This is a genomic window from Acidovorax sp. JG5, from assembly GCF_017939685.1.
Taxonomy (GTDB): Bacteria; Pseudomonadota; Gammaproteobacteria; order Burkholderiales; family Burkholderiaceae_C; genus Acidovorax.
Window position 1 is genome coordinate 1 of the sequence record NZ_JAGKSE010000023.1, and the last position, 24,095, is coordinate 24,095.

Annotated in this window: 23 protein-coding genes; 14 read left to right on the forward strand and 9 right to left on the reverse strand. The window is 61.6% G+C overall.

The window, feature by feature from the left end:
- The first annotated feature begins 149 nt into the window (after positions 1–149).
- The 4 genes from dndD to J8G26_RS16215 are packed head-to-tail and all read left to right on the forward strand — an operon-like array spanning position 150 to position 5,533.
- Positions 150–2,219, forward strand: a complete 2,070-nt coding sequence (dndD, locus tag J8G26_RS16200; RefSeq protein ID WP_210570178.1) for a DNA sulfur modification protein DndD — start codon at positions 150–152, stop codon at positions 2,217–2,219.
- A complete protein-coding gene (locus J8G26_RS16205; protein WP_210570180.1) occupies positions 2,216–3,757 on the forward strand; it encodes a DNA translocase FtsK in 1,542 nt (513 codons plus the stop codon). The genes dndD and J8G26_RS16205 overlap by 4 nt, the downstream gene beginning before the upstream one ends.
- Before the next feature lie 21 nt (positions 3,758–3,778).
- Positions 3,779–4,306, forward strand: coding sequence for a hypothetical protein (locus tag J8G26_RS16210; protein WP_210570181.1), 528 nt, complete (start codon positions 3,779–3,781; stop codon positions 4,304–4,306).
- Positions 4,307–4,321: 15 nt separating this feature from the next.
- Positions 4,322–5,533: a DGQHR domain-containing protein gene (locus J8G26_RS16215; RefSeq protein WP_210570182.1), complete on the forward strand. Its 1,212-nt coding sequence runs from the start codon at positions 4,322–4,324 to the stop codon at positions 5,531–5,533.
- A 226-nt stretch (positions 5,534–5,759) separates the two neighbouring features.
- Here J8G26_RS16215 and J8G26_RS16220 read toward each other — a convergent pair whose 3' ends face one another.
- The 6 genes from J8G26_RS16220 to J8G26_RS16245 all read right to left on the reverse strand — a co-directional run bounded on the left by J8G26_RS16220 (position 5,760) and on the right by J8G26_RS16245 (position 12,329).
- A complete protein-coding gene (locus J8G26_RS16220; RefSeq protein ID WP_210570183.1) occupies positions 5,760–6,479 on the reverse strand; it encodes a glyoxalase superfamily protein in 720 nt (239 codons plus the stop codon).
- Between the two features lie 424 nt (positions 6,480–6,903).
- Positions 6,904–7,131 (reverse strand): AbrB/MazE/SpoVT family DNA-binding domain-containing protein, encoded by a 228-nt coding sequence (locus tag J8G26_RS16225; protein WP_196995831.1) that lies wholly within the window; start codon positions 7,129–7,131, stop codon positions 6,904–6,906.
- 86 nt (positions 7,132–7,217) lie between these two features.
- Positions 7,218–8,486, reverse strand: a complete 1,269-nt coding sequence (locus J8G26_RS16230; RefSeq protein ID WP_135149878.1) for a phage/plasmid replication protein — start codon at positions 8,484–8,486, stop codon at positions 7,218–7,220.
- Positions 8,487–8,696: 210 nt separating this feature from the next.
- Positions 8,697–10,178 (reverse strand): hypothetical protein, encoded by a 1,482-nt coding sequence (locus J8G26_RS16235; RefSeq protein ID WP_210570184.1) that lies wholly within the window; start codon positions 10,176–10,178, stop codon positions 8,697–8,699.
- Positions 10,179–10,192: 14 nt separating this feature from the next.
- Positions 10,193–10,762: an AlpA family phage regulatory protein gene (locus J8G26_RS19650; RefSeq protein ID WP_349238330.1), complete on the reverse strand. Its 570-nt coding sequence runs from the start codon at positions 10,760–10,762 to the stop codon at positions 10,193–10,195.
- A gap of 337 nt (positions 10,763–11,099) precedes the next feature.
- Positions 11,100–12,329, reverse strand: coding sequence for a site-specific integrase (locus tag J8G26_RS16245; RefSeq protein ID WP_135149251.1), 1,230 nt, complete (start codon positions 12,327–12,329; stop codon positions 11,100–11,102).
- A gap of 475 nt (positions 12,330–12,804) precedes the next feature.
- On the opposite strand from J8G26_RS16245, the gene J8G26_RS16250 reads away from it, so the two are divergent.
- Entirely contained in the window at positions 12,805–12,987 is a 183-nt protein-coding gene (locus J8G26_RS16250) for a hypothetical protein (RefSeq protein ID WP_087745089.1), read from the forward strand.
- Positions 12,988–13,074: 87 nt separating this feature from the next.
- Here J8G26_RS16250 and J8G26_RS16255 read toward each other — a convergent pair whose 3' ends face one another.
- Genes J8G26_RS16255 through J8G26_RS16265 form a run of 3 tightly spaced genes read right to left on the reverse strand, consistent with a single transcriptional unit; the run spans position 13,075 to position 15,600 of the window.
- Positions 13,075–13,767, reverse strand: a complete 693-nt coding sequence (locus J8G26_RS16255; RefSeq protein ID WP_210570185.1) for a hypothetical protein — start codon at positions 13,765–13,767, stop codon at positions 13,075–13,077.
- Entirely contained in the window at positions 13,764–14,765 is a 1,002-nt protein-coding gene (locus J8G26_RS16260) for an MlaD family protein (protein ID WP_087745085.1), read from the reverse strand. The genes J8G26_RS16255 and J8G26_RS16260 overlap by 4 nt, the downstream gene beginning before the upstream one ends.
- 34 nt (positions 14,766–14,799) lie before the next feature.
- On the reverse strand, positions 14,800–15,600 hold the full coding sequence (locus J8G26_RS16265; RefSeq protein WP_087748232.1) for an ABC transporter permease: 801 nt from the start codon (positions 15,598–15,600) through the stop codon (positions 14,800–14,802).
- Between the two features lie 303 nt (positions 15,601–15,903).
- On the opposite strand from J8G26_RS16265, the gene J8G26_RS16270 reads away from it, so the two are divergent.
- The 9 genes from J8G26_RS16270 (at position 15,904) to J8G26_RS16310 (ending at position 24,072) form a co-directional block, all read left to right on the forward strand.
- On the forward strand, positions 15,904–16,548 hold the full coding sequence (locus J8G26_RS16270) for a YitT family protein (RefSeq protein WP_210570186.1): 645 nt from the start codon (positions 15,904–15,906) through the stop codon (positions 16,546–16,548).
- 87 nt (positions 16,549–16,635) lie between these two features.
- The gene (locus J8G26_RS16275; RefSeq protein ID WP_087745081.1) at positions 16,636–17,052 is read left to right on the forward strand and encodes a hypothetical protein; all 417 of its coding nucleotides are present in this window, start codon (positions 16,636–16,638) and stop codon (positions 17,050–17,052) included.
- An 88-nt stretch (positions 17,053–17,140) separates the two neighbouring features.
- Positions 17,141–17,536 (forward strand): hypothetical protein, encoded by a 396-nt coding sequence (locus tag J8G26_RS16280; protein WP_087745079.1) that lies wholly within the window; start codon positions 17,141–17,143, stop codon positions 17,534–17,536.
- A complete protein-coding gene (locus tag J8G26_RS16285; protein WP_210570192.1) occupies positions 17,533–18,957 on the forward strand; it encodes a TolC family protein in 1,425 nt (474 codons plus the stop codon). Before J8G26_RS16280 ends, J8G26_RS16285 begins: the two co-directional genes overlap by 4 nt.
- Before the next feature lies 1 nt (position 18,958).
- Positions 18,959–20,341, forward strand: coding sequence for a copper oxidase (locus tag J8G26_RS16290; RefSeq protein WP_210570193.1), 1,383 nt, complete (start codon positions 18,959–18,961; stop codon positions 20,339–20,341).
- A 21-nt stretch (positions 20,342–20,362) separates the two neighbouring features.
- Positions 20,363–20,860, forward strand: coding sequence for a cupredoxin family protein (locus J8G26_RS16295; RefSeq protein ID WP_210570194.1), 498 nt, complete (start codon positions 20,363–20,365; stop codon positions 20,858–20,860).
- 121 nt (positions 20,861–20,981) lie between these two features.
- On the forward strand, positions 20,982–21,440 hold the full coding sequence (locus J8G26_RS16300; protein WP_210570219.1) for a DUF411 domain-containing protein: 459 nt from the start codon (positions 20,982–20,984) through the stop codon (positions 21,438–21,440).
- Positions 21,437–21,829 carry a copper-binding protein gene (locus J8G26_RS16305; RefSeq protein WP_210570195.1) on the forward strand — a complete coding sequence of 131 codons (393 nt, stop codon included), beginning with the start codon at positions 21,437–21,439 and terminating at the stop codon, positions 21,827–21,829. The genes J8G26_RS16300 and J8G26_RS16305 overlap by 4 nt, the downstream gene beginning before the upstream one ends.
- 41 nt (positions 21,830–21,870) lie before the next feature.
- Complete coding sequence (locus tag J8G26_RS16310; protein WP_210570196.1) at positions 21,871–24,072, forward strand: copper-translocating P-type ATPase; 2,202 nt, start codon at positions 21,871–21,873, stop codon at positions 24,070–24,072.
- Positions 24,073–24,095: the final 23 nt, after the last annotated feature.

Here is a 24,095-nt window from a genome sequence, read left to right on the forward strand (position 1 = left end):
GGCGACTCAGGAACATAGTTTAATTTACGGATAGATCCTTAGTTGCGCTCCAACGAGAGCGTCAGCACCAAGAACGAGCGGCGGGCATTAACGGGCGCTTTGAAGAAATTCTAGGCGCCATGGAATAAAAAATAGAGGGAGGCTGTGCTTTGTGGATTTCAAAGATTGAGCTGACAAACTTCAAGAGTTATCGGCACGCCGAATTTAGCTTCCCCGAGCCTGAAGGCGAACAGAACATTGTTCTGATCGGGGGAATTAATGGATATGGGAAGACCTCCGTGCTGGAGGCGCTGTATCTATGCCTCTATGGCAAAGACGCCATAGTCCACCTGGCCCGCGCCGGCCTCAAGACCGACGCATTCAAGGGATACCCGTCCTTCCTTGAGCGCGCCTTTAATGGCGAAGCCCGCCGTGACAGCGAAGATGTCATGTCCGTACGTGTGGTCGTACAGAAGACAAAGACCAAGGGCATCGACATCCTGCGTCGCTGGTATTTCCGAACATCCACGGGCGTCTGGCTTGAGGATGAGACCGTCGTTCGGGAAGTCACGCGTGGCATACCCGGCCTCCCTAAAACTGACGGGAAGGCCGGTTTCCTGTTGTCTGACATGCTGGACGATCATTTCGTACCGGCACATGTGGCGCCGTTCTTCTTTTTCGACGGTGAAGAGGTCAAGAAGCTAGCTGATCAGAACCGTGTCGAGCAGGTTAAGCAAGGTCTGGAAGGTCTATTGGGCGTCGTACTGCTGCGCAACTTGGCCGAGCGCCTCAAAGGCTTCGAAAGCAGCAAGCGTTCAGGCATTGCCAATGTCGATGACCAGAACATCGAACGCATGCTGGAAGCTCTAACCGCGGACGAAGCCAAGCTGGATGGGTTACGAGCCGATGCGGAACAAAGCCGACAGCGCCTTGAAGAACTGAAGGCCGAGCGCAGCTCGTTTTTCGAGCGCATCACGGCTGCCGGCGGTGGCGGTGGCGATATTGCGACAGTCAAGGATCTCGTCGAAGAGCGTGAGCAGTTGCGCGGTGGTCAGCGCGAAGTACAGAGGGCGTTGGAACGCATTTTGGCTGACAAGCTGCCCTTCCATCTGATGCCCAAGAGCCTCCTGCAGGATTTCCGCTCGCAGCTGCAGCGCGAAGTGGCCCTTACAGATTGGCAGGCCGAGTGCCGGGCTTTGCAGCCCAAGCGCGCCCAGTTCGAGAATGCGTTCCTTGGCGTGAGCACGCCTGAAATCTCGCCGAACCTGACCGACGCACAGGTTTCAGCTATCAAGGGCCGTATCGAAACCGCTTGGGCTTCGCTATTTCATCCGCCACCATCGAACTGCGCGGACGAAATCACTCATAGCTATTTACATGAGAGCCTGCGCGAACGGGCTCTGTCATTTCTCGACTCCATCGATGTGGGTCAACAAGAAGTGCTTGAGCTCTTGGGCAAGCAGCGCGACCTAAATTCCCGCATCGAAGAACTCAATCGCAAGATTTCCCGGGTCGAGGGCATCGACCGTGACGGCACTCTTGCCGAGTTGAAGAAGAATCTGAACCGTGTCTCGAAGGAGATCGACGATATGGAGGCTCACATCCGCGACGACGACCGCGAAGTGATTGGCCTTGAAGTCACGGTCAACAATACTCGCTCTCGGTATCAGCAGGAGACCAAGCGACGCGATGAGACCAGTCCCGTCCGTCAACTGCTAAATAAGTCCGAGCGCGTGCGTGCAGTAATCGACGAGGTCATTCCCGCGCTGTTCCCGCTCAAGGTTAAGGCGCTTTCCGACGCAATGACCCGGGTGTACAAGCAGTTGGCCCATAAGACGCAGGTGTCCCGCATCGTCATCGACGGTGACGGCACGACGCGCGTCCTCAGTAAGACCAACACAGAGATTTCGTTCGACAGGTCTGCGGGCGAGAACCAAATCTTCGCCACAGCGTTGATCGCCGGCCTGGCCGAAGTATCGAAGGTTAAGGCTCCGCTGGTGGTTGATACGCCGCTGGGACGCTTGGACAGCAAACACCGTCAAAACATCTTGAATTTCTGGATTGGCAATAAAAGTCGGCAGGTCATCCTGTTGTCCCAAGACGAGGAGATCGATTCGGACTTCTTCAAGCGCATCAAGAAACACGTTAGCGCAACCTTCCTTCTTATGCACGAAGACGTTGGCGACGGCATGGGAAGAACGACTGTGATTCCGAACAAGTATTTTGGAGGTGCCGCATGAGCGACTTGGACCTCCAGCAGGCGCTTAGCTCTCGGTACAAGACCAGCCTTGAAGCTGACGGCTACACAGATCAACTTCGACAACACCTTGCCCTCGAGACCAAGGCTCAGGTAGCGCGACTGGCAATCGGGCGCTCTCTGGCGATGGGTAAGCTACCCGATTCAACTATTGATGGCCAAGGCCGCGACATCCCGGCCTCCTCACTCTTCACGCCCGAGAACATCGGCGCGTGGGTGGGCTTGATTGTGACCCAATCCCAGGTTCACGGCGGATCCGTTGTTGATTCCATGGATGGGCTTCGCCTAGCAATCAGAGCTCACTGGCATCGAGGTGCGCTTTCGCTTTGGTCGGACTGGAAGGCAAGCGATGAGAGCTACGACAAGTTCATTGAAACGCTGGTTGAGCGTCGGTCGGACATGCCGGAGGTTTCGAGCCGCAAGCCTATGAAGACACGCGAAGATGCGAACGTCAATGGCGGAAAGGCCCCGGAAGATGCGTCGACGACCTTGGTGAAGGCGCTTGACGAGCTGGGCATCAAGGTTCAGGTCAAAGATGCCATCCATGGACCTCGAATCACGCGCTATCGCGTGCTGCTTATGAATCTGTCCGATTCCGCGAAGTTAAAGCGCAGTATGTCGCAGCTGGGCCTGGCCATGAATTTGGGCGAGGCTCTGCCGACTGTTGCTAACGGCGACGAAGCAAAAACTGTATTTATCGACCTTCCTCGCTCAAAGAACACGTGGAAGACTGTCGGCGTTGAGCGGCTACGCGAATGGGCGCATTCCGGCGCGTATGACCCGAATCAGCTGATGGTCTATGTTGGCGTTTCAGTCACCGGCGAAGACCTCAGCTTTGATCTGGCTACTGCGCCGCACTTACTGGTTGGTGGAACGACGGGCTCAGGCAAAAGCGTTTGCCTACATTCGCTGCTGTTGTCTCTTCTGTTACGTCATACGCCTGACACCCTTCAGCTTGCGCTCATCGATCCGAAGCAGGTGGAGTTTCGGCCGTATGCCAAGCTTCCGAATCTTTATCGCGATGAAATCGCGACCGAGGTGATTGCGGCACGGGAGATGCTTGAGGAACTGGTAGTAGAGATGGACACGCGCTATGGCATGTTCAACCGTCTCGGCGTTAACAGCATTGGCGATGCGCGTCGCAAGGGCCAGGCACTACCCTACATCGTCGTGTGCATTGAAGAGATGGCCGACTTGGTCATGCAAGATCAGAGCATTGAACCGCTTATCGCCCGCTTAGCGCAGAAAGCCAGAGCTGCAGGCATCCACCTAGTGCTCGCCACGCAGCGACCAGACGCGAAAATCTTCACGGGCCTCATTCGCAGCAATATCCCAGGGCGGATTGCCTTAACGGTTCAGAAGGGGACTGAGTCCACCATTATTTTGGATGAAACTGGTGCTGAGAACCTGCTGGGGCAAGGCGATATGCTTATAAAGCTGCCGGGTGAACTGCTGCGCCGCGCACATGGAGTTTTCCTGAAGCCGGAACAAACTGTGACCGCAATTGGTAAGAATATATAGAACCAACAATGAGGGGATGCCGTGGAAACGGAATCGAAAGCTTGGACTCGGCGCTGGGCGGCGCTGCGACGTGAATTAGCTCTACGTGCGGTTGAGCCTATCGAGCACCCTACCTTTGTCATCTTCTTCTTAGCGATAGTTGTTGGGGTGGGTGGCGTTGGAACGTGGGTCGAACTTTTCAAGCTTACTAGACCACAAGGAGCGCCAGACCCGCTTGACGGACTTATCACATCGCTCATTACCTTTTTCTTCGCGCTAGTGGGCACATCATGTACTCAGCTCATTATCGAAGAGTCGGAGAGCAAAGCCTTGCGCGCATTGGCTCAATTCGTTCTGTTTCTAGCCTTCGTCGGCGCCGTCCTTGCGACCGCTGGCGTAGGCTCCGGTCAGGCGGGCATCTGGCCCTGGACATTCGCATCCGTTGCAGCCTTGGTGGTATGGTGGTTAGCCAACGCCAAGTCTCCGGGACTGAGGGATCCCGACGCCCCAACCGGTGGCGCAGTGACTAAGACACTACCGGGCAATCTCGCCGATTACAAGACAAAGTAACGCTGAGAGGACAACATGGTCACATTTCCATTGAGTGTGCCGGCTCTTCGAGTGGTTCAGCCAATTGGCGTGTACTACGTTGCGGTTATACCCGCCGAAGTTCTCCTTCAAGTCTCGTACAGCGACAAGCTAACCGCCAAGTGGGAAGCAGAACGCAGTATCTATGTTCTTGAGGGTACGCAACGCCCATTGCAGGAGAAACGCTTTCAGCAAATCGCAGAGTACATAGCTCGTGCAGACTCAGCATTTCCTAACACTATTATCCTAGCAGCAAACTTTCGGCAGGAGGATGGTCTGATTGAATCAGGTCCTGACGAGACAGCAAAAATAGATACACCTGATCCACGGTGGAGCATTGCCGATGGTGCCAATGGAAGCGCGGTCTTAACGATCCCAACAAATGAAAAGTTAGCGGCAATCATCGACGGACAACACCGATTACTTGGTTTTACGCAGGTCAAAGATCCTGAGCGCATGAAAATGCAGTTGATTTGCTCTGTGTTCCTTGGTTTGCCAAAGCCGTTCCAGGCCCAACTTTTTGCCACTATCAACTCCACACAGAAGGCCGTTGACAAAAGTCAGACATATGAATTGTTTGGCTATAACCTTGAGGACGAAGACCCAGAGGAGTGGAGTCCGGATAAGCTTGCTGTTTTCATTGCTCGCAGGCTTGGCACGGACCCCGAATCACCTATTAAGGGGCGCGTTGTAATCGCTGCGGAGACGGATGAAGAGCTCAAGGCCTTGGGGGCAGATGCGGATTGGAGAGTATCCACGGCTGTAATTGTTGACGGTGTTCTCCGTCTGATAAGTAGCAACCCGAAGCGTGACACAGCTGCTATGCTAGAAGGCAGCCGTAAACCTCGCTCTGTTCTCGCCCAAGGCCGGGTTGATCGCTCGGTGCTACGAGATCTATATCTTGCCGGCCAGGATGAGGTGCTCTACATATTGACGCGCAACTATCTTGACGCATGCGAGAATATTTTTTGGAGAAATGCTCCCAAAGACTCCTATATTACGAAGACTGTCGGTATCCAGGCGCTGTTGGATATTCTGAAACTCGTAGCCAAGAAGGCGAATGAAGATCGTGATATATCGGTATCTCGCTTTGAGGGGATTCTTAAGTCAGCGAAAAATATTGATTTCGCCGCCGACGCTTTTAAGAATGCAAGTGGCGCCGGAAGGACAACCATAAAGCGCGCCTTGGTGACGGCCTGCGGGCTGTAGCATCATTTCGGGGCTTGCAGCCATACCCCATCAGATTCACCATCTCGGCAACTGCTCATAGCGCGCGGTAATTGTCGTCGCAGGCCTGTGCACCTGATATCACCGCTGACTATCGATAACACGCACTTGTCGATAGTTAGCGAATGGCTGTTGACTCGCGCACCGTAGCCAATTACGAGTCCAATCCTGTGTTGGTGAATCTCACCAACACAGGTGATTGATCTTGTCAGTTGTAGTTATTCAATACTTGATTTAGGACACGGAGACGATCCAAGTAGGCGGTCGCATCAACTCGGGAATGCCAAGGGGGACAACCGTCGTTGAAAAGATATCCATCGCTAGAGCCTTGGGCTGTGAAGTTACTGCGGAGATCGTTCGCGAAGTGAGCGTGAAGGTTTGGGAATTCCGCATAGTTCGCCCACTCCTTACTTACTTGCCCTACCGGCTTATAGCTGCGATTCACGAGGATGTGCGTGCCATCGTCAACAGAATGACAGGAATAGGGTAACCATGACCGCATCTCCCAGTAGGCAGGAGCTGCTGAGTAGAGCTTAAAGCGCGGGACTGTTAGCAGGCAGGTCACGTAGTCGATTGCGAACTCAACTGCATTCTGCGGAGATGTGAAGGCTGACGAAAGATCTTCTACTTGCTGCTGTGCGTAATCGGTCCTGGTGGGGTGACCCCAGCCGCGAGGCTCTGGCACCTTGAGCAGGGCCAAACGCATTATTTCCGGCGTGCGAATAAATCGGAACGGCGGACGCGCATTCTTCGCTTTGGGTGTACCGTGTGCATCGCTGTGCTTCGCAAGCAATGACCAATTGCGATAGCCATTGGCACTTGCTATTTGATCCAATGCTTGGCTATGAGAAATATTGGTGTCGCGATGTAGCCGTTTGGCTTCGCGCTTGAAACGTTCAACTTGGGCAATGGTAAATGAGGCCGTCATATTGGCTCCTTGGTTATGCCATGCGACATCAATGCGCCCACACAATGAGTCTGCATGGCAGAACAAGGCTGCCAACGAGGCCATTCCGCAATTGCTGCGGAACACGTTGCCGAAACGGCTTCGCCAGTGTGAGCGGGCTGGCCGACGCGCGACCAACTCCCATTCTATTGAAGCTGCTGATGTCTGTACAGCGGTAAGTGGGGGTGTCTGAATGCGGTACTCGGAAGTGAAATTGCAGAGGTGCCAACGAGGTACATAGCGTCACAGCTGCTAACGTTGCATCAGGATTACAAGCAAGCGGTGCCGGTACTCAGCAAAGTAGCCCGCACAAGCAAATGCCCAAGGTCACGCAGGGCGACGTTGACGGGTTGTCCGATGATCCACAGTCGGCCCCCGGGCTCGTCGAAGACGCGAAGCAACACCCTCACCATTGGTCACCCCAGCCGTCGCCAGCATCGGCCGCCTGCGGGGCGGGAGTTTCAGCAATGGCCTCTGCTGGGACACTGCCGTTCATCGACCGCACGCGAATATCCCCGTTATCCAGGACGCGCAAAGAGACGTAGCCCCCAGCGGCCAGCCCTGCCGTTTGCAGCAAAGATTTGGGCAACCGCAGGCCAACTGAGTTGCCCCAACGACATAGACGAACGGACATGATGGACCTCCTTGTTGTTGATAGCCAATGACGATCAACAAATTGCGTGGAGGTCATCCAGTGCCGATTCAGCAGCGACTAAGCGATCAGAGTGCCAGCCGGTCAAGCTCTTCGTCGTACACGAAGTCCCCCGCGTCGGGCGTCCAGATTTGTGGTGGCTCGGGCGCAGCTTCGTCAGGCAGCAACAAGCGCGCGCCGTACTCCTCTTCGGCGCGACCGGGCCACCAGTAACGGCCACTCTCTATGCCCCAACGCGGCACCGGCACGACGTTCTCCGGTACCAGGAGTTCAGCCAGGTTCAGCGGCGGCAGCTTCTCGGGTCGGCGATGGGCCGCCATGTCAATGCCAATCGTGCCCCGAACTTCCTTGATGTACTTGGCAACAGTGGTGCGCCCGTAGTGACGCGAAAGGTCTTCACCGTTGAGCCAGAGCGTGTAGGCCCTCAACGCTCCTCGCTTCAGCCCCGTGCATTCATCCGGCGTCAGCAGCGGCTGGAACGAGTTGGCAATATTGAACGCCGCCAGATACTTGAAGTACAGCGCGGACACGTCCTGATTGCGCCAGTCGCGTACCTTGGCAAGCCCCTGTTCCTTGAGCAGGCGGCGAAACAACTTGATCTCGACGCGAAACGAGCGGCGGGAAGTGCGCAAAATGCGGGACTGGTAGTGCCCCGGCCTCTTCCACAGCTTGGACAGCAGAACATGCTTGTCATACGCCGTGACGGAACGGTACTCGGAGCGAGAATCACCGTTGTAGCCCAGACTGATGCAGGTTTCGTCGTCCCGGTGCTTGCCTTCGACGTTGTTGGCATCTATCGCGTCGATGGCCATGCGCTGCGAGCCTTCTGGAAACCAGAAGTTTGCGCAGAGGTGCACATGGCTGAGATCCACATCACCATAATGCCAGCGATGCCGTTCCTCGGCGCTGGGGCGCAGGTTGAACTTGTCGACCTGCTGCTCGAAGATCGCCGTCACGTAATCCTGCAGTGAGTTATGGCCGAAGAAGTTGTGCCCCTGAAGGATTTGCGGTGGGCAACAGTTGAACTCTAGCTTGTTGGCCATGGGGTTGCTGCGCCCCTCGATATCGCGTGAACGGATGTACACGTCATCCGGCGCGCGGCTGCGGTTGGGCTTGAATGCAGCCGATCCCACGGCAACAGGCTCGTCCTCATATAGCTTGTAGAACAGTTCCCCAATTGGCTTGTGATGCAGTCCGCCGAAGACGGCGATACGATCAAAGTGGGGGCTGCAAAGCGGGCGGTCCTGAGCCTCCGATGTGGAGGTGGGCGGTTTGAAGCTCTGTGCTACGAAGCTCTTTGATGGGATGATGGTATTGACGCGATGCTGGGGATTCATGGTGAAAGCAGTCCAGGGCGACTGGTTGATTGGTGAGCTGTCAAATTGCGAACAAATGTCGGCTCGTATAGCGACTGACTAGCTTTACAGGCGCTATACGGTCTCCTCACTCGTGCACCCCGCAACCGGCATCTCTCCAGCCAACAGCGCCCTCACCCGGATTGCAGAATTGCAAAATTGCAGGCCTGCAAAGCACGCATCTCCCCTTCTCTATTCAGAGTCGTTAGAGGAGGTTTGATGGCCCTCTCCCCCTTGCACCTGACTTTCAGATTGGGGCAACGGCGCACCCGACGATGTCAATTCAGAGTCCAAACTCTCATCCCCATTGCGATTGATGGGAGTTGTGCCAACGCCGCGGGTCGGGCGACGGCGCGAGGGCCTAGCTCCGAAAAAAGGCGGTGCGGAATTGGCAAGCCGCGCAGGACGTGGACGCTGAGTTGCCATCGTCCGATGAGGTTGGTCATGCTCACGCGCAGTCAACTCGGACTCAATACTTTCATCGCATTTGAGGTTGATCGGCGCCATGCCAATGCCTCGTCCAGTTTGACGCCGCTGAAGCGGAGGAGCTTCTCTCTCAACCGGCAAAGGGGCATGCCCCGCATGGTCTACGGCCAGCGTCTGACCAGTGCGCGCGCCCCATTCCTCCTCCAACGCTGAAAGGCCACCATCATTTGCGACTGGATGTGCCTCAACAGGTACAGGCGACACCAACGACGTGCCCTCTTGGGCTTGAATTACAGCAACATCACGGCAGATCGTGGCCGCATGAACATCCAACAGAGCTGCGATTTCCTTCTGCTCCTTCTTGGCTGCCAGCAGGTTTGCAACCTTGATCCGTCGCTCCATGATGGCCACCTGCTTGCTGCTTTGCTGATTCTGCTCATCACGGAAGGTCCAACCCCATTCGAGTTTTCCACCCAAAGTGGTCGACCAGAACTGAATCCGGGTGGGGATCACATCAGCGGTGTCGTATGGGTCGAATTTCTTACGCACGAGATGAAAACCTCCGCCCACCTCGGCCGGCGCCGCCTCGTCATACATGAGACGAACGATGCAACTGGACTTGGTAACAAACTGAGCACCGATGCTCGTGCGAGGCAGAGCAGACTCGAAGATGGCCACGGCCACTCCTGCACTGTTGAGCTTTTTTGTCAGTACCGACAGACTGCTGTCCCGGTCCTTGACGTTCGGTGACAAGCAAGTAGCGAGATCAGTAATCACGATGAGCTTGCAGCCCTTGGGGATGGATGCGAGTAACGCTGCCTGCCCGGTAGACGTGTCAAGGTAAGTTGCTTCGTCTGCTTCTGCCTCTGCGTGATAAAAACGAAAGTTCCCCAGCGCGTCCTTGTTGGATACATCACTGCTTGCGCAGGCACAGGCCTTGTCGATGCGGTGCAGAGTTTTCATTGCCTGTTCAAGATCCTGTCTGGGCCCATAAATGGCCAGTACAGGAGATGCCTTGGGCGAAGTAAACGGCTCCACCGGCAAGCCCAGCGAGGTTCTGAACGCAAGCAGGTTTGCAAACGTCTGCACATCCACGTCAGGGTCAGCCAAGAACAAGATGGTCTCAGCTTCCGGAATCAGGTAAGGAATCAGGAATCGACGCTCACGAAGCTTCCATTTGGACGCTTCGGCCCAAGTGTGGGTGTTGTACATGGAGATCTGCTTCCATTCATTTTTCGGCGAGGTCATTTGTATTTCTTTCATCAAAGTTGCGATAGGCTGGGGACACGCTTAGCCGCTGTACTGCGGCGAGAAATGAGCTTTTCGCACCAGGCCAGAACCTCCGCTTCAACCCAACGGACTGCTGAGCGACGAGAAGGCCCCAAGCGCACAGGCTCGGGGAAGTCCGGCTGCGCGTAGATGAAAGATTTTTGGAATCCCACGATCGCCATGACCCGCTCGATTCCGATGAGTCGAATGGCGGGTGGATCCTCCGGTTCGCGTTCGATGGGAACGCCTACGGTGAGCAACGTCGAATAGCGTGGCGCCTTCTTCTTTGCCTTGCCGGTCAGATCTTTGATGTGCACAGCGACCTTGCCGGAGAAGCCAGGGCAACGCTGCGACTGCTTTTTGTCCAAGACAACATGCGTGCCATCGCGCCGCGTCCAGTGGTGCACCCACGGCCGTGCCGGATCTTGAACGATGTAGGCGTGTGCGTCCCGGGGGGCGGGCTTGAAGAAGCTTGCGTGCGACGCGCTGACCAGCACCGTGCAGGGCTGGCGCAACGCGCGCAAATAGGCTTGGAGGCGTTCTGCCTTGGGGGGATTTCTCACAGGGGACTCCTTGGGTGCGAAAGACGAAACTGCGAACAAGCATCGAAGCCTTGCCAGGCTTCCATGCAACGTTGAATTCGTACTCGTACCTCAAGCATCTGCCGCTGCTAGCACCAGTCAGACGGTCAGGAAATTGACCGGGCTCTGCTGGCAAACGACCAAGTCGTTTGGCTCACCGTTCACCCATGACATGTCACGGGCACAGTTGGGGGAATATCAGGCTGATGCCTTCTCAGAACCGACTCCGGCCTTGCAGCCAGTGCCCGCCAGTTGCTACCGGCGCCCTCTTGAAAGTGACTGAATTCTAGCGCGGCAAATTACTGCCTCGCAAGAGCTGTCAATCCTGCGTGCAAGCAGAAAAGCAGTACTTCTCCCAATCAGCCATCAGTAATGTGCGCTTGGCAAAAAAGTCCGAGCGCAGGTACGCAGCTGCGACGGCATCAGAGAGTCGGTGTGCCAGCGCGTGCTCGCACACCTCGAAGGGATAGCCGGAACGCTCGCCGGCCCAGGTCCTGAACGTCGAGCGCATGCCGTGGACCGTGACATGCCCATGGTCCATGCGGCGCAGCAGCATCGACATCGCCATGGTGGACATAGCCACGTCTTTCTTGCCGGTAATAAAGATGAACTGCTTGCCCGAGAATGGCTTGACCGTGGCGAGGATTTCCAGCGCGCGCTTGCCCAGCGGCACCCGGTGTTCCTTGCCAGCCTTCATGCGCTCGCCGGGGATGGTCCAGATAGCTTTGGCGAGGTCGATTTCATCCCAGCGCGCGCCGACGACTTCACCGGTCCGCGAGGCGCACAAGATCAGGAACTCCAGTGCGTAGCGGGCCATGCCGCTCTCACCTTGCAGCTTTGCCATGAAGCTCGGTAGTTCCTCATAGGGCAGCGAGGCGTGGTGGTTCTTGGTTCCGATACGCACCTTAGGCAACAGATATTCCATGTGACCCTTGAGCCGCGCGGGGTTGTCGCCCTTGCGCCATCCTTTGACTGTTGCCCAGTCGAGTACAGCCTCGATGCGTCCGCGCAGCCGGGTAGCAGTTTCTGTTTTGCTTTGCCAGATGGGTGAGAGGATCTCAACGATGTGATCGGAGTCCACGTCTCCGATGGCACACTGGCCGATCACCGGGTAGGCGTACTGCGTCAGGGTGTTGGTCCACTGCTGGGCATGCTTGGCGTTTTTCCAGGCAGGCTTGGAAAACTCGATGAACTCAGTGGCGCAGGCCTCAAATGTCTTGGCCTTGGCTTGCTGAAGTTGCTGCTCTCGGGCCTCCTGCCGCTTGGCTGCAGCTGGGTCAGTACCGTTCGCGCGGGCATCGCGTAGGGCCTGGGCTTTCTCTCGGGCCGTTTTGAGAGAAGTTGCAGGGTAGGCTCCGAGGCCTACCGACTTGGCCTTGCCATGATCCATGTACCTGAAAAGCCAACTTGCGCTGCCATTCTTGGCAATCGCGAGGGTTAGGCCCTGACCATCGCCAAGCAGTGCGTTCTTGGGGGTGCTGAAAGCGAGTTCTTCGATCTCTCGGATCTTGGCTCTGATCTTGAGGTCAGTAAGTTTGTGGATAGCCATGCTGGAATTGTGAGTCAGGAAGGGTTGATGAATCCCCTTAGCTATCAACTCGCATATCAAAATCAGCTGCTACCTCGCGGAATCCTGCGGAGAATGGCGGACGAACGCCTCGGCGTAACCCGTTGAATTCATTGAATACGCAGCTGTTTTGGAGAATGGCGGAATGAAAATTCAGTGACGCCCTCTCCGCCATTGATACAGTAAAAACGGGCCCTTTTGGCCCGTTTTTCTTTTCGCCGATCCCGCAGTTGCTGCCAATAAGATCCTGCAGGGCAGACGTCCAGGTCAGTCAGCCACTCGCTTTACGTGCCCGGGTTTGCAACCTCACGTAACTTCACCTCTGTAGTCACAGGTTTCGCCGTTGTCTTACAGACGGAACCGACACGGCTTGTTGAAATCTCACCGAAAAGCCATTGAAGTTCGCTGGGGGTCATTGGGACCTCCGGATCCTTTTCTTTTGTTGAGGATTCGCGCCATGAACCGCCGCCACTTTCAACCAGGTACCCGCGCCATCGTGGCATTCACCCTCACGGTGGTGTTGGCTGTGCTGGCTGCTGTGCTGGGCCTGTTGCCCGACTTTGTAGTGCAATCGGCCGACTCCACGACGCACTTGCCCAGCCAACTGGACCAGTTGTTGCTGACCGGGGTGTTCGAATAAGCCATACCACTCCCGCTGTGGCGGACTTGACCAGACGTATTGAAGCAACCCCGTTGGCGACGGCATCCGCCGCCAGCAGCACCCCCGTCAATCCGGCCTGCCACCGCGCTCCACGATGGCGATGCGCCGCTGCAATCTGGCGACGGCCTCGGTATCACCGGCGGCCTGCGCGCGCTGCGCCTGCACCATCAGCCAGGCCAGCAAGGGCCTGCGCCAGCCCTGTGCCGACGCCGTTTCCACCGCGATCGACAGGGTGGCCGGCGTGGCGCGGCCTGTTTTGAGCAAGACGCCCGCTGCCACCAGGCGCGACAGGGGGTCCTCGATGCCGGAAAGCGGAGCCCCAGCATCTGTTTGCACGGCCTGGGCCACGCTGCGCTGGGCGGCGGGCAATTGCGCCGCGTCCAGCGCGGCCAGCTGGCCGGCCAGGTAATCGGCGTAGGCCTTTTCGGGCGCAGCGGCATCCTGGCGCAACGCTTCAAACCCTGCGCACGGCTCAAACACCAGGCTGGCCACGCGCCCGGCGCAGCGCAGCAGCTCCAGCCGCGCCAGCAGGTCCAGGCGACCGGTGCGGGCCAAGGCTTCGCGGGCGCGGTTCCATTCCAGCTGCTCGACCCGGTTGTCGCCGGCCAGGTAGGCGTTCTGGGCCTTTTGCGCTGCCCCATGGGCGTTCATCTGCCATTCGGGGGTGGGCGGGCCGCTGGCACAGGCCGCCAGGGCCAGGCCCAGGCACAGCACGCCCCAGCGGAAAGCGCCCTTCGTCCATGCGGCGGCAATGGTCATGGCAGTTGCAGCTCCGTGTTGCGCGCAAAGGGCCATTTGCGGTTGATTTCGTTGACCAGGCTTTCCACTTTGCGCAGACTGCTTTCCACCTCGGCGCGCAAGGCGCCCAGGTCGGTGGTGGCTTCGCGCGCGTTGGCGCCAATGGCCTGCGCCTCGACCAGCACCGCGTCCACCTTCTTGAGGCTGGCGCGGGTTTCTGCCAGCAGGCCATTGAGCTGCACCACGGTGGCCCGCACCTCGGGCACCAGGGCGTCCTTGCCATCCTGGCCAAACACCTGGCGGTCGGCGCGCGCCACCATGCCGTCGAGGCGGGCGAGCAAGGCATTGGTGCGGTCCAGTGTGGCCACGATTTTTTTGGCGTCGGCTTCGTTGCCCATCAGCACGCCCAGCGCGCCGCCCGGCCCATTGAGCCGCGCGGCCAGTTGTTGCAGCTGGCCCAGGCTGCTGCCCAGTGCGGCGTCCTGGGCCGTGAGGGTGTTGAGGTTGCCCAGCAGCTCGCGTGCCGCTGCCATGAGCTGGGGGATTTCGGCCGTGGCGTCGCCGCGCAACACGGGCCGCACGGCGCCATCGGGCAACAGCGGGTCGTTGAGCATGCCGGTGTAGGCGCGGATGTTGGTGCCGCCCACGATGCCGCGCACCAGCGTGAAAACGCTCGACTGGCGCAGCCAGTGCGCGTCCTTGCGCGGCACGTCCACGACGATGCGGGCATTGCCGTCGTCCGACAGTTCGATGCGCCGCACGCGGCCAATCGGAAAGCCCGAAAACGTCATGTCCATGCCCACCACCACACCTTCGGAGTCGTCGGCCGTGAGCACCAGCGTTTGCGTGGGCTCGAAGGCGCCGCGCGCATACAGCAGGTACAGGCCCGAGCCCACGATGAGCGCCAGCGTGAACAACAGCAACGCCGCTGCCTTGATCTGCAGATGGGCCACCGGGCGCAGCGGCTCCACCAGCGGGGGCTGCTGCGGCGGCGGTGAAGAAGGGGTTGGTTCTGTCATGGAGCGCTGCAAGGGTTCGGTAAGGCCATCGATATCAATAGTAGTTGCCGACGAGCGAGCCCACCTCGATCAGCAGCAGCACGGCAAACATGCGCGCGAGGCCGCCCAGCTCGGAGTCGGGCGCGGCGCCGTCGCCCGCGTCGTACATGCCGGCCGTGGTGGGAATCAAGGCCACGGCCAGGCTGGAAAACAGCGTCTTGAGCACAAACACCAGCGTCACCGCCGGCGAGAACACATGGCCGAACATGCGCGTGTAGCTGGGCAGGCCCGCCAGGTTGAAGCCATACACGCTAAGGTAGGCCATGACCAGCGCCACCACGCACGACAGCGCCGCCAGCGTGATGCTGGCAAAAACGCCGGCCACCACGCGCGGCAGCAGCTCCATGCGCACCGGGTCGCCACCTTGGGCCCGCAGCGCGTCAAAGTGGCCCGACTGGCGCAGCAGCGCCAGTTGCGTGCCTTGGGGAATGGTGCAGCGCATCGCCACGAACAGCGTGGCCGTGAGCGGAATGAGTTCAAGCACCAGTACCCGGATCACCATTTCGAGCGCATAGCGCGACAAGCCATAACTCAGCGCCGTCACCACCACAATGCGGGTGATGACCAGGGCCAGCAATGCTGCCAGCACCGTGAACCCCATCAGGATGGGCGCTGTATCAAGGTAGATATGGCGCGCCAGCGTGCGGCGGGCCGCCCGGGTGTAACTGGATGGCGACAGCACCAATACCAGAACCACGGCACCCAGGTACACGATGCGCCCCCAGGCCAGCGCCCAGCGCCGTGCGGTGCGCCACAGGCGCTCGGGCAACGAATAACCGGGCAGGTGGGAGAGCATGGGCGGATCATAGCGTCCGCGCCACCGCGGCATTTGAAACAAAATACCGATCCAGCGCTTGACTGCAAAGCGCAAGCAGCTATCACTTCAGTAGCGTTTCAGGGTTTTGCCAGATGGCCCCGGCCTGCGTCACCAGAAAGATCTTTTCACTGCACAAAACACGCTCAAGCGCTTACTACATAATCGCTAGCAGCTATCAATTTCATTGCAAACTCAGCCCACCCGACACGCCCAGGGTTGACGCAAAGCAAGCCGGGCACCGCCCTTGCATGCTCCAATCCACTCCCGCCCCGCCCGACTGCCATGACCCGCCCGACCACTGCCCCCGCCCCCACTACGACACCGCCCGCCGCCAGCGTGCCGCACACCGCCACCGAAGACGCGGTGGCGATGTTCACCGGCGTGCTGCTGATCTCGGTGGGCGTGGCGTTTTTCACCAGTGCCGGGCTGCTGACGGGTGGCACGGCCGGGCTGGCTTTTTTGCTGCACTACGCCACGGGCATCGGCTTTGGCAAGATTTTCTTCGTGCTCAACCTGCCGTTTTACTGGCTGGCCCTGCGCAAGCTGGGGCGTGAGTTCACGCTCAAGACCTTTGCCGCCGTGCTGCTGCTGTCGGTACTGACCGAGCTGCAGGCGCAGTTGCTGCAGTTCTCGCAGCTGCAACCCCTGTATGCCGCCATCGCTGGCGGCCTGATCACGGGCACGGGCTTTCTGGTGCTGTTTCGCCACCGCTGCAGCCTGGGCGGTGTGGGCATTGCGGCCCTGTATCTGCAGGACCGCTACGGCTGGCGCGCTGGCAAGGTGCAAATGGCCGTGGACTGCTGCATCGTGCTGCTGGCGCTGTGGTCGGTGGAGCCCGTGCGCGTGCTCTGGTCCATTGCCGGCGCCGTGGCGCTGAACCTGGTGCTGGCCATGAACCACCGGCCCGGGCGCTACATGGCGGTGTAGCCGCTGGATTGCGGCACCAGCCCAACGCAACAAGGGCTGCCCCCCAGCACCACGGAACCTTTTCGCGCTTGCGCCTATCATTCACCCATGCGTCGCATCCTGTCCCTGGCTTTGGTGGTCATGCTGGTCCTTCGGGGTCTCATGGGCACTGCCATGGCCGCCGGGGTGATGCCCACACTGCCGGTGCAAGCCGTGCAGGGTGCCATGCTGCAGATGCAAGCGAGCTCAGCCGAGAGCCACGCGGAACACACATTGCACGCAGAGCATGGCGATGCCCATCAGGCAGCAGCCCCGGCCAGCTGCCACGACACGCCCGCCAACGGATGCAACCCGCACGAGCACAGCCCAGCCTGCGCTGACTGCGACATCTGCCATTCGGCCATGCTGGCGCCACCCACGCTGCCAGCGCAGCCCCTGCACCTGCGTGGTGCGGTGCGGTCTGCCAATAGCGTCCCGTTTGCCAGTGTGCAAGCGGCGCGCACCATCAAACCACCCATCGCCTGATCTCCGACGCCCGAAGTGCGTCTGCCATGGCCTGATGCGTACGCATCGGGCGGTAGCGCAACGTTTTGTTCGTTGTCTGGAGATCGCCATGCGCGCCCCTGATTCACTGATTTTTTCGCCCCGACATGCGGCATGTCTGGCGCTGCTGACGCCGCTGATCGCGCTAGCCCAGGCCCCCGATTCCATGCGGGATGCGGCCAACCCCGATGCCCCTGGCGCCCCGCTGGTTCACCTCGGGATGACGCCCATGCCGCTGGGGAACGACGCACCCAGCCCCAACGCCTGGCGCGAGGCCCATGACGCGGTCGCCGCCTTCCCGCGCGGCCACGCCGACATCCTGGCGTGGGAGCAGCAATCGGCAGCCAAGCCACCCTTGGCCCCGACCAGTGCGCCGCCATCTACTGGCAGCCCGCCGCATTCAGGCCATGGCGCCCAGCCCATGCAACCGCACCAGCACATGCCCATGCAGGGGAGCAAGCCATGAGCGCCATCCATCGCCTGTCCCTGCTGGGCGCTGTCGCCTTCCTGGCCGGCTGTGCCAGCGTTTCGCCCGACGGCCTGCGCGGCGACGTGGCTGCGCTCACGGCGGGCCGCACCGGTGGTGTACAAGCCGCCCTGCCCGCTGCCGACCCAGCCGCCCGCGCCCAGGCGCAGCAATCCATCCAGGGTTGGCTGGCCCAGCCCCTCACGCAAGACGCTGCCGTGCGCATTGCGCTGCTCAACAACCCCGGCCTGCACGCCAGGCTGGCCGCACTGGGCGTGGCCGATGCCGAGCGCGTGCAGGCCATCACGCTACCCAACCCGCACCTGGCGCTGGGGCGATTCACCAACAGCCAGGAGCGCGAAATCGAGCGCACCCTGAGCTTCAGCCTGCTGGACCTCGTCACCCTTCCCTGGCGCACCGCCCGGCAGGCCGAGCGCATGCAGGTTGCCACGCTGCAAACCGCACAAGAAGTGGTCACGCTGGCCTCCGACACGCGCCGCGCCTGGCTGCGTGCCGTGGCTGCCGAGCAGGTGGCCGCCGCGCACGAGCGCATGGCCGAGGCCGCCGAAACCGGTGCCGAGCTGGCCCGCCGCATGGCGCGCGTGGGCAACTGGAGCCGCCTGCAACTGGCGCGCGAACAGGCCGTGCTGCACGAAACCCGCGCCCAGCTGGCCCGCGCTCGCCTGGCCGCCGCCACAGAGCGCGAGCAGCTCAGCCGCCGTCTGGGCGTTTGGGGCCTGCAGGCGCAGTACCGCCTGGCAGATCAATTACCCGCCCTGCCCGCCACTGCATTGCCTGCGGACGGCATCGAAGCCACCGCGCTGCGCGAGCGCCTCGATGTGCAGGCTGCCCGCCGCCAGCTCGACACCCAGGCCATCCGACAAGGCTGGAGCCGTGTGGGGGCCGTGTTTGGCGATATCGGCCTGGCTTACACCCGCAACACCACGACCGAAAGAGCGACGGGCGAGCGCGACGTAAAGCGCGGCTGGGAGCTGGACCTGCCCCTGCCCCTGTTCGACTGGGGCGGTGCCGCCCGCACCCGCGCCCAGGCCGAGGTAGAGCAAAGCGCCGCCCAGCTGCAAGACACCGCCGTGCGCGCACGCAGCGAGGTGCGCGCCGCGTGGCTCACCTACCGCACCGCACTCGACCTGGCCCGCCAGCAGCAGGCCGAGGTGGTGCCCCTGCGCCAGTTCATCACCGAGGAGACCACCCTGCGCTACAACGGCATGCTGGCCAGCGTGTGGGAGCTGCTGGCCGAAGCCCGCGCCAGCACCCAGGCAGTGGCGGGCGCCATCGAAGCCCAGCGCGACTTCTGGCTGGCCGAGACGGATTTGCAACTCGCACTCACCGGCACATCCCCAGGCGCCTTGCAAGGTTTGACATCCGGCGCCGCAGCCACATCCACCCCACAAGGCCACTGACATGAACCGCCGCAATTTCTTCTCCGGTGCGGCCACAGCTGTGGCTGCCGCCTCTGTCAGCCGCGTGGCCCTGGCCGCGCTGCCCGAGCCCGCCCTGCAGACCAGCGCCGACACCGCGCCGCCGCTGCACCCGCCCACGGGCCGCCCCTACAACCCGGTGGTCACATTGAATGGCTGGACCACCCCCTGGCGCATGAACGCCGGCGTGAAAGAGTTCCACCTGGTCGCCGAGCCCGTGGTGCGCGAGGTGGCGCCCGGCTTCCTGGTCAATATGTGGGGCTATAACGGCCAAAGCCCCGGCCCCACCATCGAGGTGGTCGAGGGCGACCGTGTGCGCATCTTCGTCACCAACCGCCTGCCCGAACACACCACCATCCACTGGCACGGCCAGCGCCTGCCCAACGGCATGGACGGCGTGGGCGGGCTCAACCAGCCGGCCATCCAGCCGGGCAAGACCTTTGTCTACGAGTTTGTGGCGCGCCGCCCCGGCACCTTCATGTACCACCCGCATGCCGATGAGATGGTGCAAATGGCCATGGGCATGATGGGCCTGTGGATCACGCACCCCAAGGCCGCGCACCCGCAAATTGCCACGGTGCAGCGCGACTACGCCTTTTTGCTCAACGCCTTTGACGTGGAGCCCGGCAGCATGACCCCCAAGGTCAACACCATGCTGGACCACAACATCTGGTGCTGGAACAGCCGTGTGTTCCCCGCCATCAGCCCGCTGGTGGCACGCCAGGGCGAGCGCGTGCGCATCCGCGTGGGCAACCTCACCATGACCAACCACCCCATCCACATCCACGGCCACGAATTTGAAGTGACCGGCACCGACGGCGGCCCCGTGCCCAAAAGCGCGCGCTGGCCCGAGGTGACCACCGACGTGGCCGTGGGCCAGATGCGCCAGATCGAGCTGGTTGCCGACGAGCCCGGCGATTGGGCCCTGCACTGCCACAAGAGCCACCACACCATGGGCGCCATGGGGCACGCCGTGCCGACCATGATTGGCGTGGATCACCGGGGCCTGGTGGGAAAGATCCAGAAAATCGTGCCCGACTACATGGTGATGGGCGAGCGTGGCATGGCCGACATGGGCGCGATGGAGATGCCGCTGCCCGACAACACCTTCCCCATGATGACGGGCACCGGCCCCTTTGGCCCGCTGGAGATGGGCGGCATGTTCACCACCTTCAAGGTGCGCGCCAACCAGAGCGCGGGCGACTACCGCGACCCGGGTGACTTCAAGCACCCTGCGGGCACCGTGGCCTATGAATGGCAGGGCGCGCCCGCCAGCACCCCACGCCCCGCGCGCACCGACACCCCGGGCACCGCCCCGGGCGCGGCCACCGCGCGCAAGCCCGCACCCAGCGGCCACCAGCACTAAACCCCACCCTCCTCAAATACCATGAAAACTATTAAATTGATAGCTACTTGCGCTTTATTCATAAGCGCCAGCACCTCTTTTGGCCATGAAAGCATGCCCCACCATGCCTCGGGTGCGCCCGTGGCCAAGGAGCAAAAGGACTGGGGAATTGCGGGCGATGCCAAAGCCGTGCGCCGCACCATCACCCTGCGCATGAGCGACGACATGCGCTTTACGCCAAGCCACATTGAAGTGCAGGAAGGCGACACCGTGCGCCTGCGCGCCGAGAACAAGGGCAAAGCGCTGCACGAGATCGTGCTGGGCAGCAAGGCCGAACTCGACCAGCATGCGCAGATGATGCAGAAGTTTCCCGACATGGAACACGACGCACCCTACATGGCCCATGTGCGCGCAGGCCAGCGCGGCGACATCGTCTGGCACTTCAACCGGCCCGGCACTTTTGACTTTGCGTGCCTGATCCCCGGCCACTACGAGGCCGGCATGACCGGAACCATCACCGTGCGGCCGCGCAGCCGCTGAGCTGCCCAAGCAAGTTTTTCCATTCACATCGAAGGACTCCACCATGTTCAAAACCACTGATTTTTCTGCCGCCACCACCACCACCACCACCCACAGCGGCCTGAGCCGCCGCCACCTGCTGATGGCGGCCCTGCCCCTGGCCGGCGCAGCCCTCATAGCGCCGCGCCTCGTGCGCGCCGCCACCGGCACCGCCATCGAGGTCTGGAAAGACCCCAGCTGCGGCTGCTGCCACGACTGGATCGCCCACATGGAGGCCAACGGTTTCAGCTTCACCATCCACGACACCGGCAACAACGCGGTGCGCACCCGCCTGGGCCTGCCGCAAAAGCTGGGCTCGTGCCACACCGCGCTGGTGGGCGGCTACCTGATCGAAGGCCATGTGCCCGCCAGCGATGTGCGCGCGCTGCTGCAGCAAAAGCCCAAGGCGCTGGGCCTCACGGTGCCGGGCATGCCCGTGGGCTCGCCCGGCATGGATGGCGCGGTGTACGGCAACCGCCGCGACCCCTTCGATGTGCTGCTGGTGGCACGCGATGGCGGCACCCGCGTTTTCAAAAGCTACCACCAGAAGGCCTCGTCATGAAAACACTCGCCCACTCCACCGCCGCCCTGCTGCTCGCCAGCGCACTGGGCTCGGCCCTGGCGCAGGCCCCCGCGCCTGCGGACGAGCACGAAGGCCACCACCCTGCCGTCGCTCCCACCGCGCCGACCGCACAGGAAGCCACTGACAGCACATCGGCCGACCAGGGTGCGCTGAGCGAAGGCGAAATCACCCGCTGGGACCCGCGCACGCTCAAGGTCACGCTGCGCCATGGCGAGATCAAGAACCTGGGCATGCCGCCCATGACCATGGTGTTCCGCGTCAACGACGCCAGCATGCTCACGCCCTTCCAGCCGGGCGACAAGGTGCTGTTCCGGGTCGAGCGGCAAAGTGGCGGCTACTTCGTCACCCGCATGGAAGCCGCACGCTAAAGACGCGCACCGCACCAGCCCATCCACCCAGAAAGGCCCGCATGAACCCGTCCGATACCGCCACGCCAGGCCACGCGCATGGCCCCACGCACCACGGCCATGGCCCGCAATCGCCATCGGCACAGGCCCCTGCGGCCCCTGGCACCATCTACACCTGCCCCATGCACCCCGAGATCCGGCAGGACCACCCCGGCAATTGCCCCAAGTGCGGCATGTCGCTGGAGCCGCTGATTCCCGAACTGACCGAGGAAGCGAATCCCGAGCTGGTGGACTTTCAGCGCCGCTTCTGGTGGACGCTGCCGCTCACCGTGGTGGTCACCTTCCTGGCGATGTTCGGCCACCAGCTGGGCTGGTTCAACATGGCCGTGCAAAGCTGGATCGAGCTGGTGCTTACGCTGCCGATTGCGCTGTGGGCGGGCTGGCCGTTTCTGGTGCGCGGAGTGCAGTCGGTGGTGAACCGCAGCCCCAACATGTGGACGCTGATCGGCCTGGGCACCAGCGCCGCCTTTTGCTACAGCGTGGTGGCCACCGTGGCGCCCCAGGTGTTCCCCGACTCGTTCATATCCATGGGGCGGGTGGCGGTGTACTTTGAAGCAGCGGCGGTGATCATCTCGCTGACCTTGCTGGGGCAGATTCTGGAACTGAAGGCGCGCTCGCAGACCTCGGCCGCCATCAAGTCCTTGCTCGGCCTGGCGCCCAAGACGGCGCGCCGTATCGCGCCCGATGGCACCGAGGAGGACATTCCCCTGGCCCATGTGCATGTGGGCGACCGGCTGCGCGTGCGCCCCGGCGAGAAGGTGCCCGTGGACGGCGTGGTGGAGGAAGGCAGCAGCGCGCTCGACGAATCCATGCTTACCGGCGAGCCGCTGCCCGTGACCAAGCGCGTGGGCGACAAGCTCATCGGCGCCACGCTCAACACCAGCGGCGCGCTGGTCATGCGCTCCGAGCATGTCGGCGCGGCCACGGTGCTGTCGCAGATCGTGCAGATGGTGGCGCAGGCCCAGCGCTCGCGCGCGCCCATGCAGCGCATGGCCGACACCGTGGCCGGCTACTTTGTGATGGCGGTGGTGGCGGCTGCGTTGCTCGCCTTTTTTGGCTGGGGATTTTTTGGCCCGCAGCCGAGCTGGGTGTATGGCCTGATCAACGCCGTGGCGGTGCTCATCATCGCCTGTCCCTGTGCGCTGGGCCTGGCCACGCCCATGTCCATCATGGTCGCCACGGGGCGCGGCGCCACCCATGGCGTGCTGTTCCGCGACGCGGCGGCCATCGAGAACCTGCGCAAGATCGACACCCTCATCGTGGACAAGACCGGCACCCTGACCGAGGGCCGCCCGGCCTTCGAGCGCGCAGTGGCCGCAGCCGGTTTTGCCGAAGACGACGTACTGCGCCTGGCCGCCAGCCTGGATCAGGGCAGCGAGCACCCGCTGGCAGCGGCCATCGTCAAGGCGGCGCGCGAGCGCGGCCTGCCGTTGACCGAGCCCGAGCAGTTCGACTCCGCTTCCGGCATCGGCGTGCGCGGCATCGTCGCCGGGCAGGCGCTGGCGCTGGGCAACACCGTGCTGATGCAGCAATCGGGCGTGGACGTGGCGCCGCTGGCCACGCAGGCCGAGGCCTTGCGCGGCCAGGGCGCCAGCGTGATGCACCTGGCGGCAGGCGGGCGCCTGGCCGGGCTGCTGGCCGTGTCGGACCCCGTCAAGGCCAGCACGCCCGAAGCCCTGGCCTCCCTGCGCGCCGCCGGCCTGCGCGTGGTGATGGCCACGGGTGACGGCCTGACCACGGCGCGCGCCGTGGCCCAGCGGCTGGGCATTGACGAGGTGCATGGCGAGGTCAAGCCCGCCGACAAGCTGGCGCTGGTGGAGCGCCTGCAAAAAGAGGGCCGTACCGTGGCCATGGCAGGCGACGGCATCAACGATGCCCCGGCGCTGGCGCGCGCCGATGTCGGCATCGCCATGGGCACCGGCACCGACGTGGCCATGAACAGCGCCCAGCTCACCCTGGTGAAGGGCGACCTGCGCGGCATTGCCACGGCACGCGCGCTGTCGGTGGCCACCGTGGCCAACATGAAGCAGAACCTGGCCTTCGCCTTCGTCTACAACGCGCTCGGCATTCCGCTGGCCGCGGGCCTGCTGTACCCGTTTACCGGCTGGCTGCTGTCGCCCATGATCGCGGCACTGGCCATGAGCCTGAGCTCGGTCTCGGTGATCGGCAACGCGCTGCGGCTGCGCCGGGCGAAGATCCTCTGATCCCACAACGGAGGGTGCCGCGC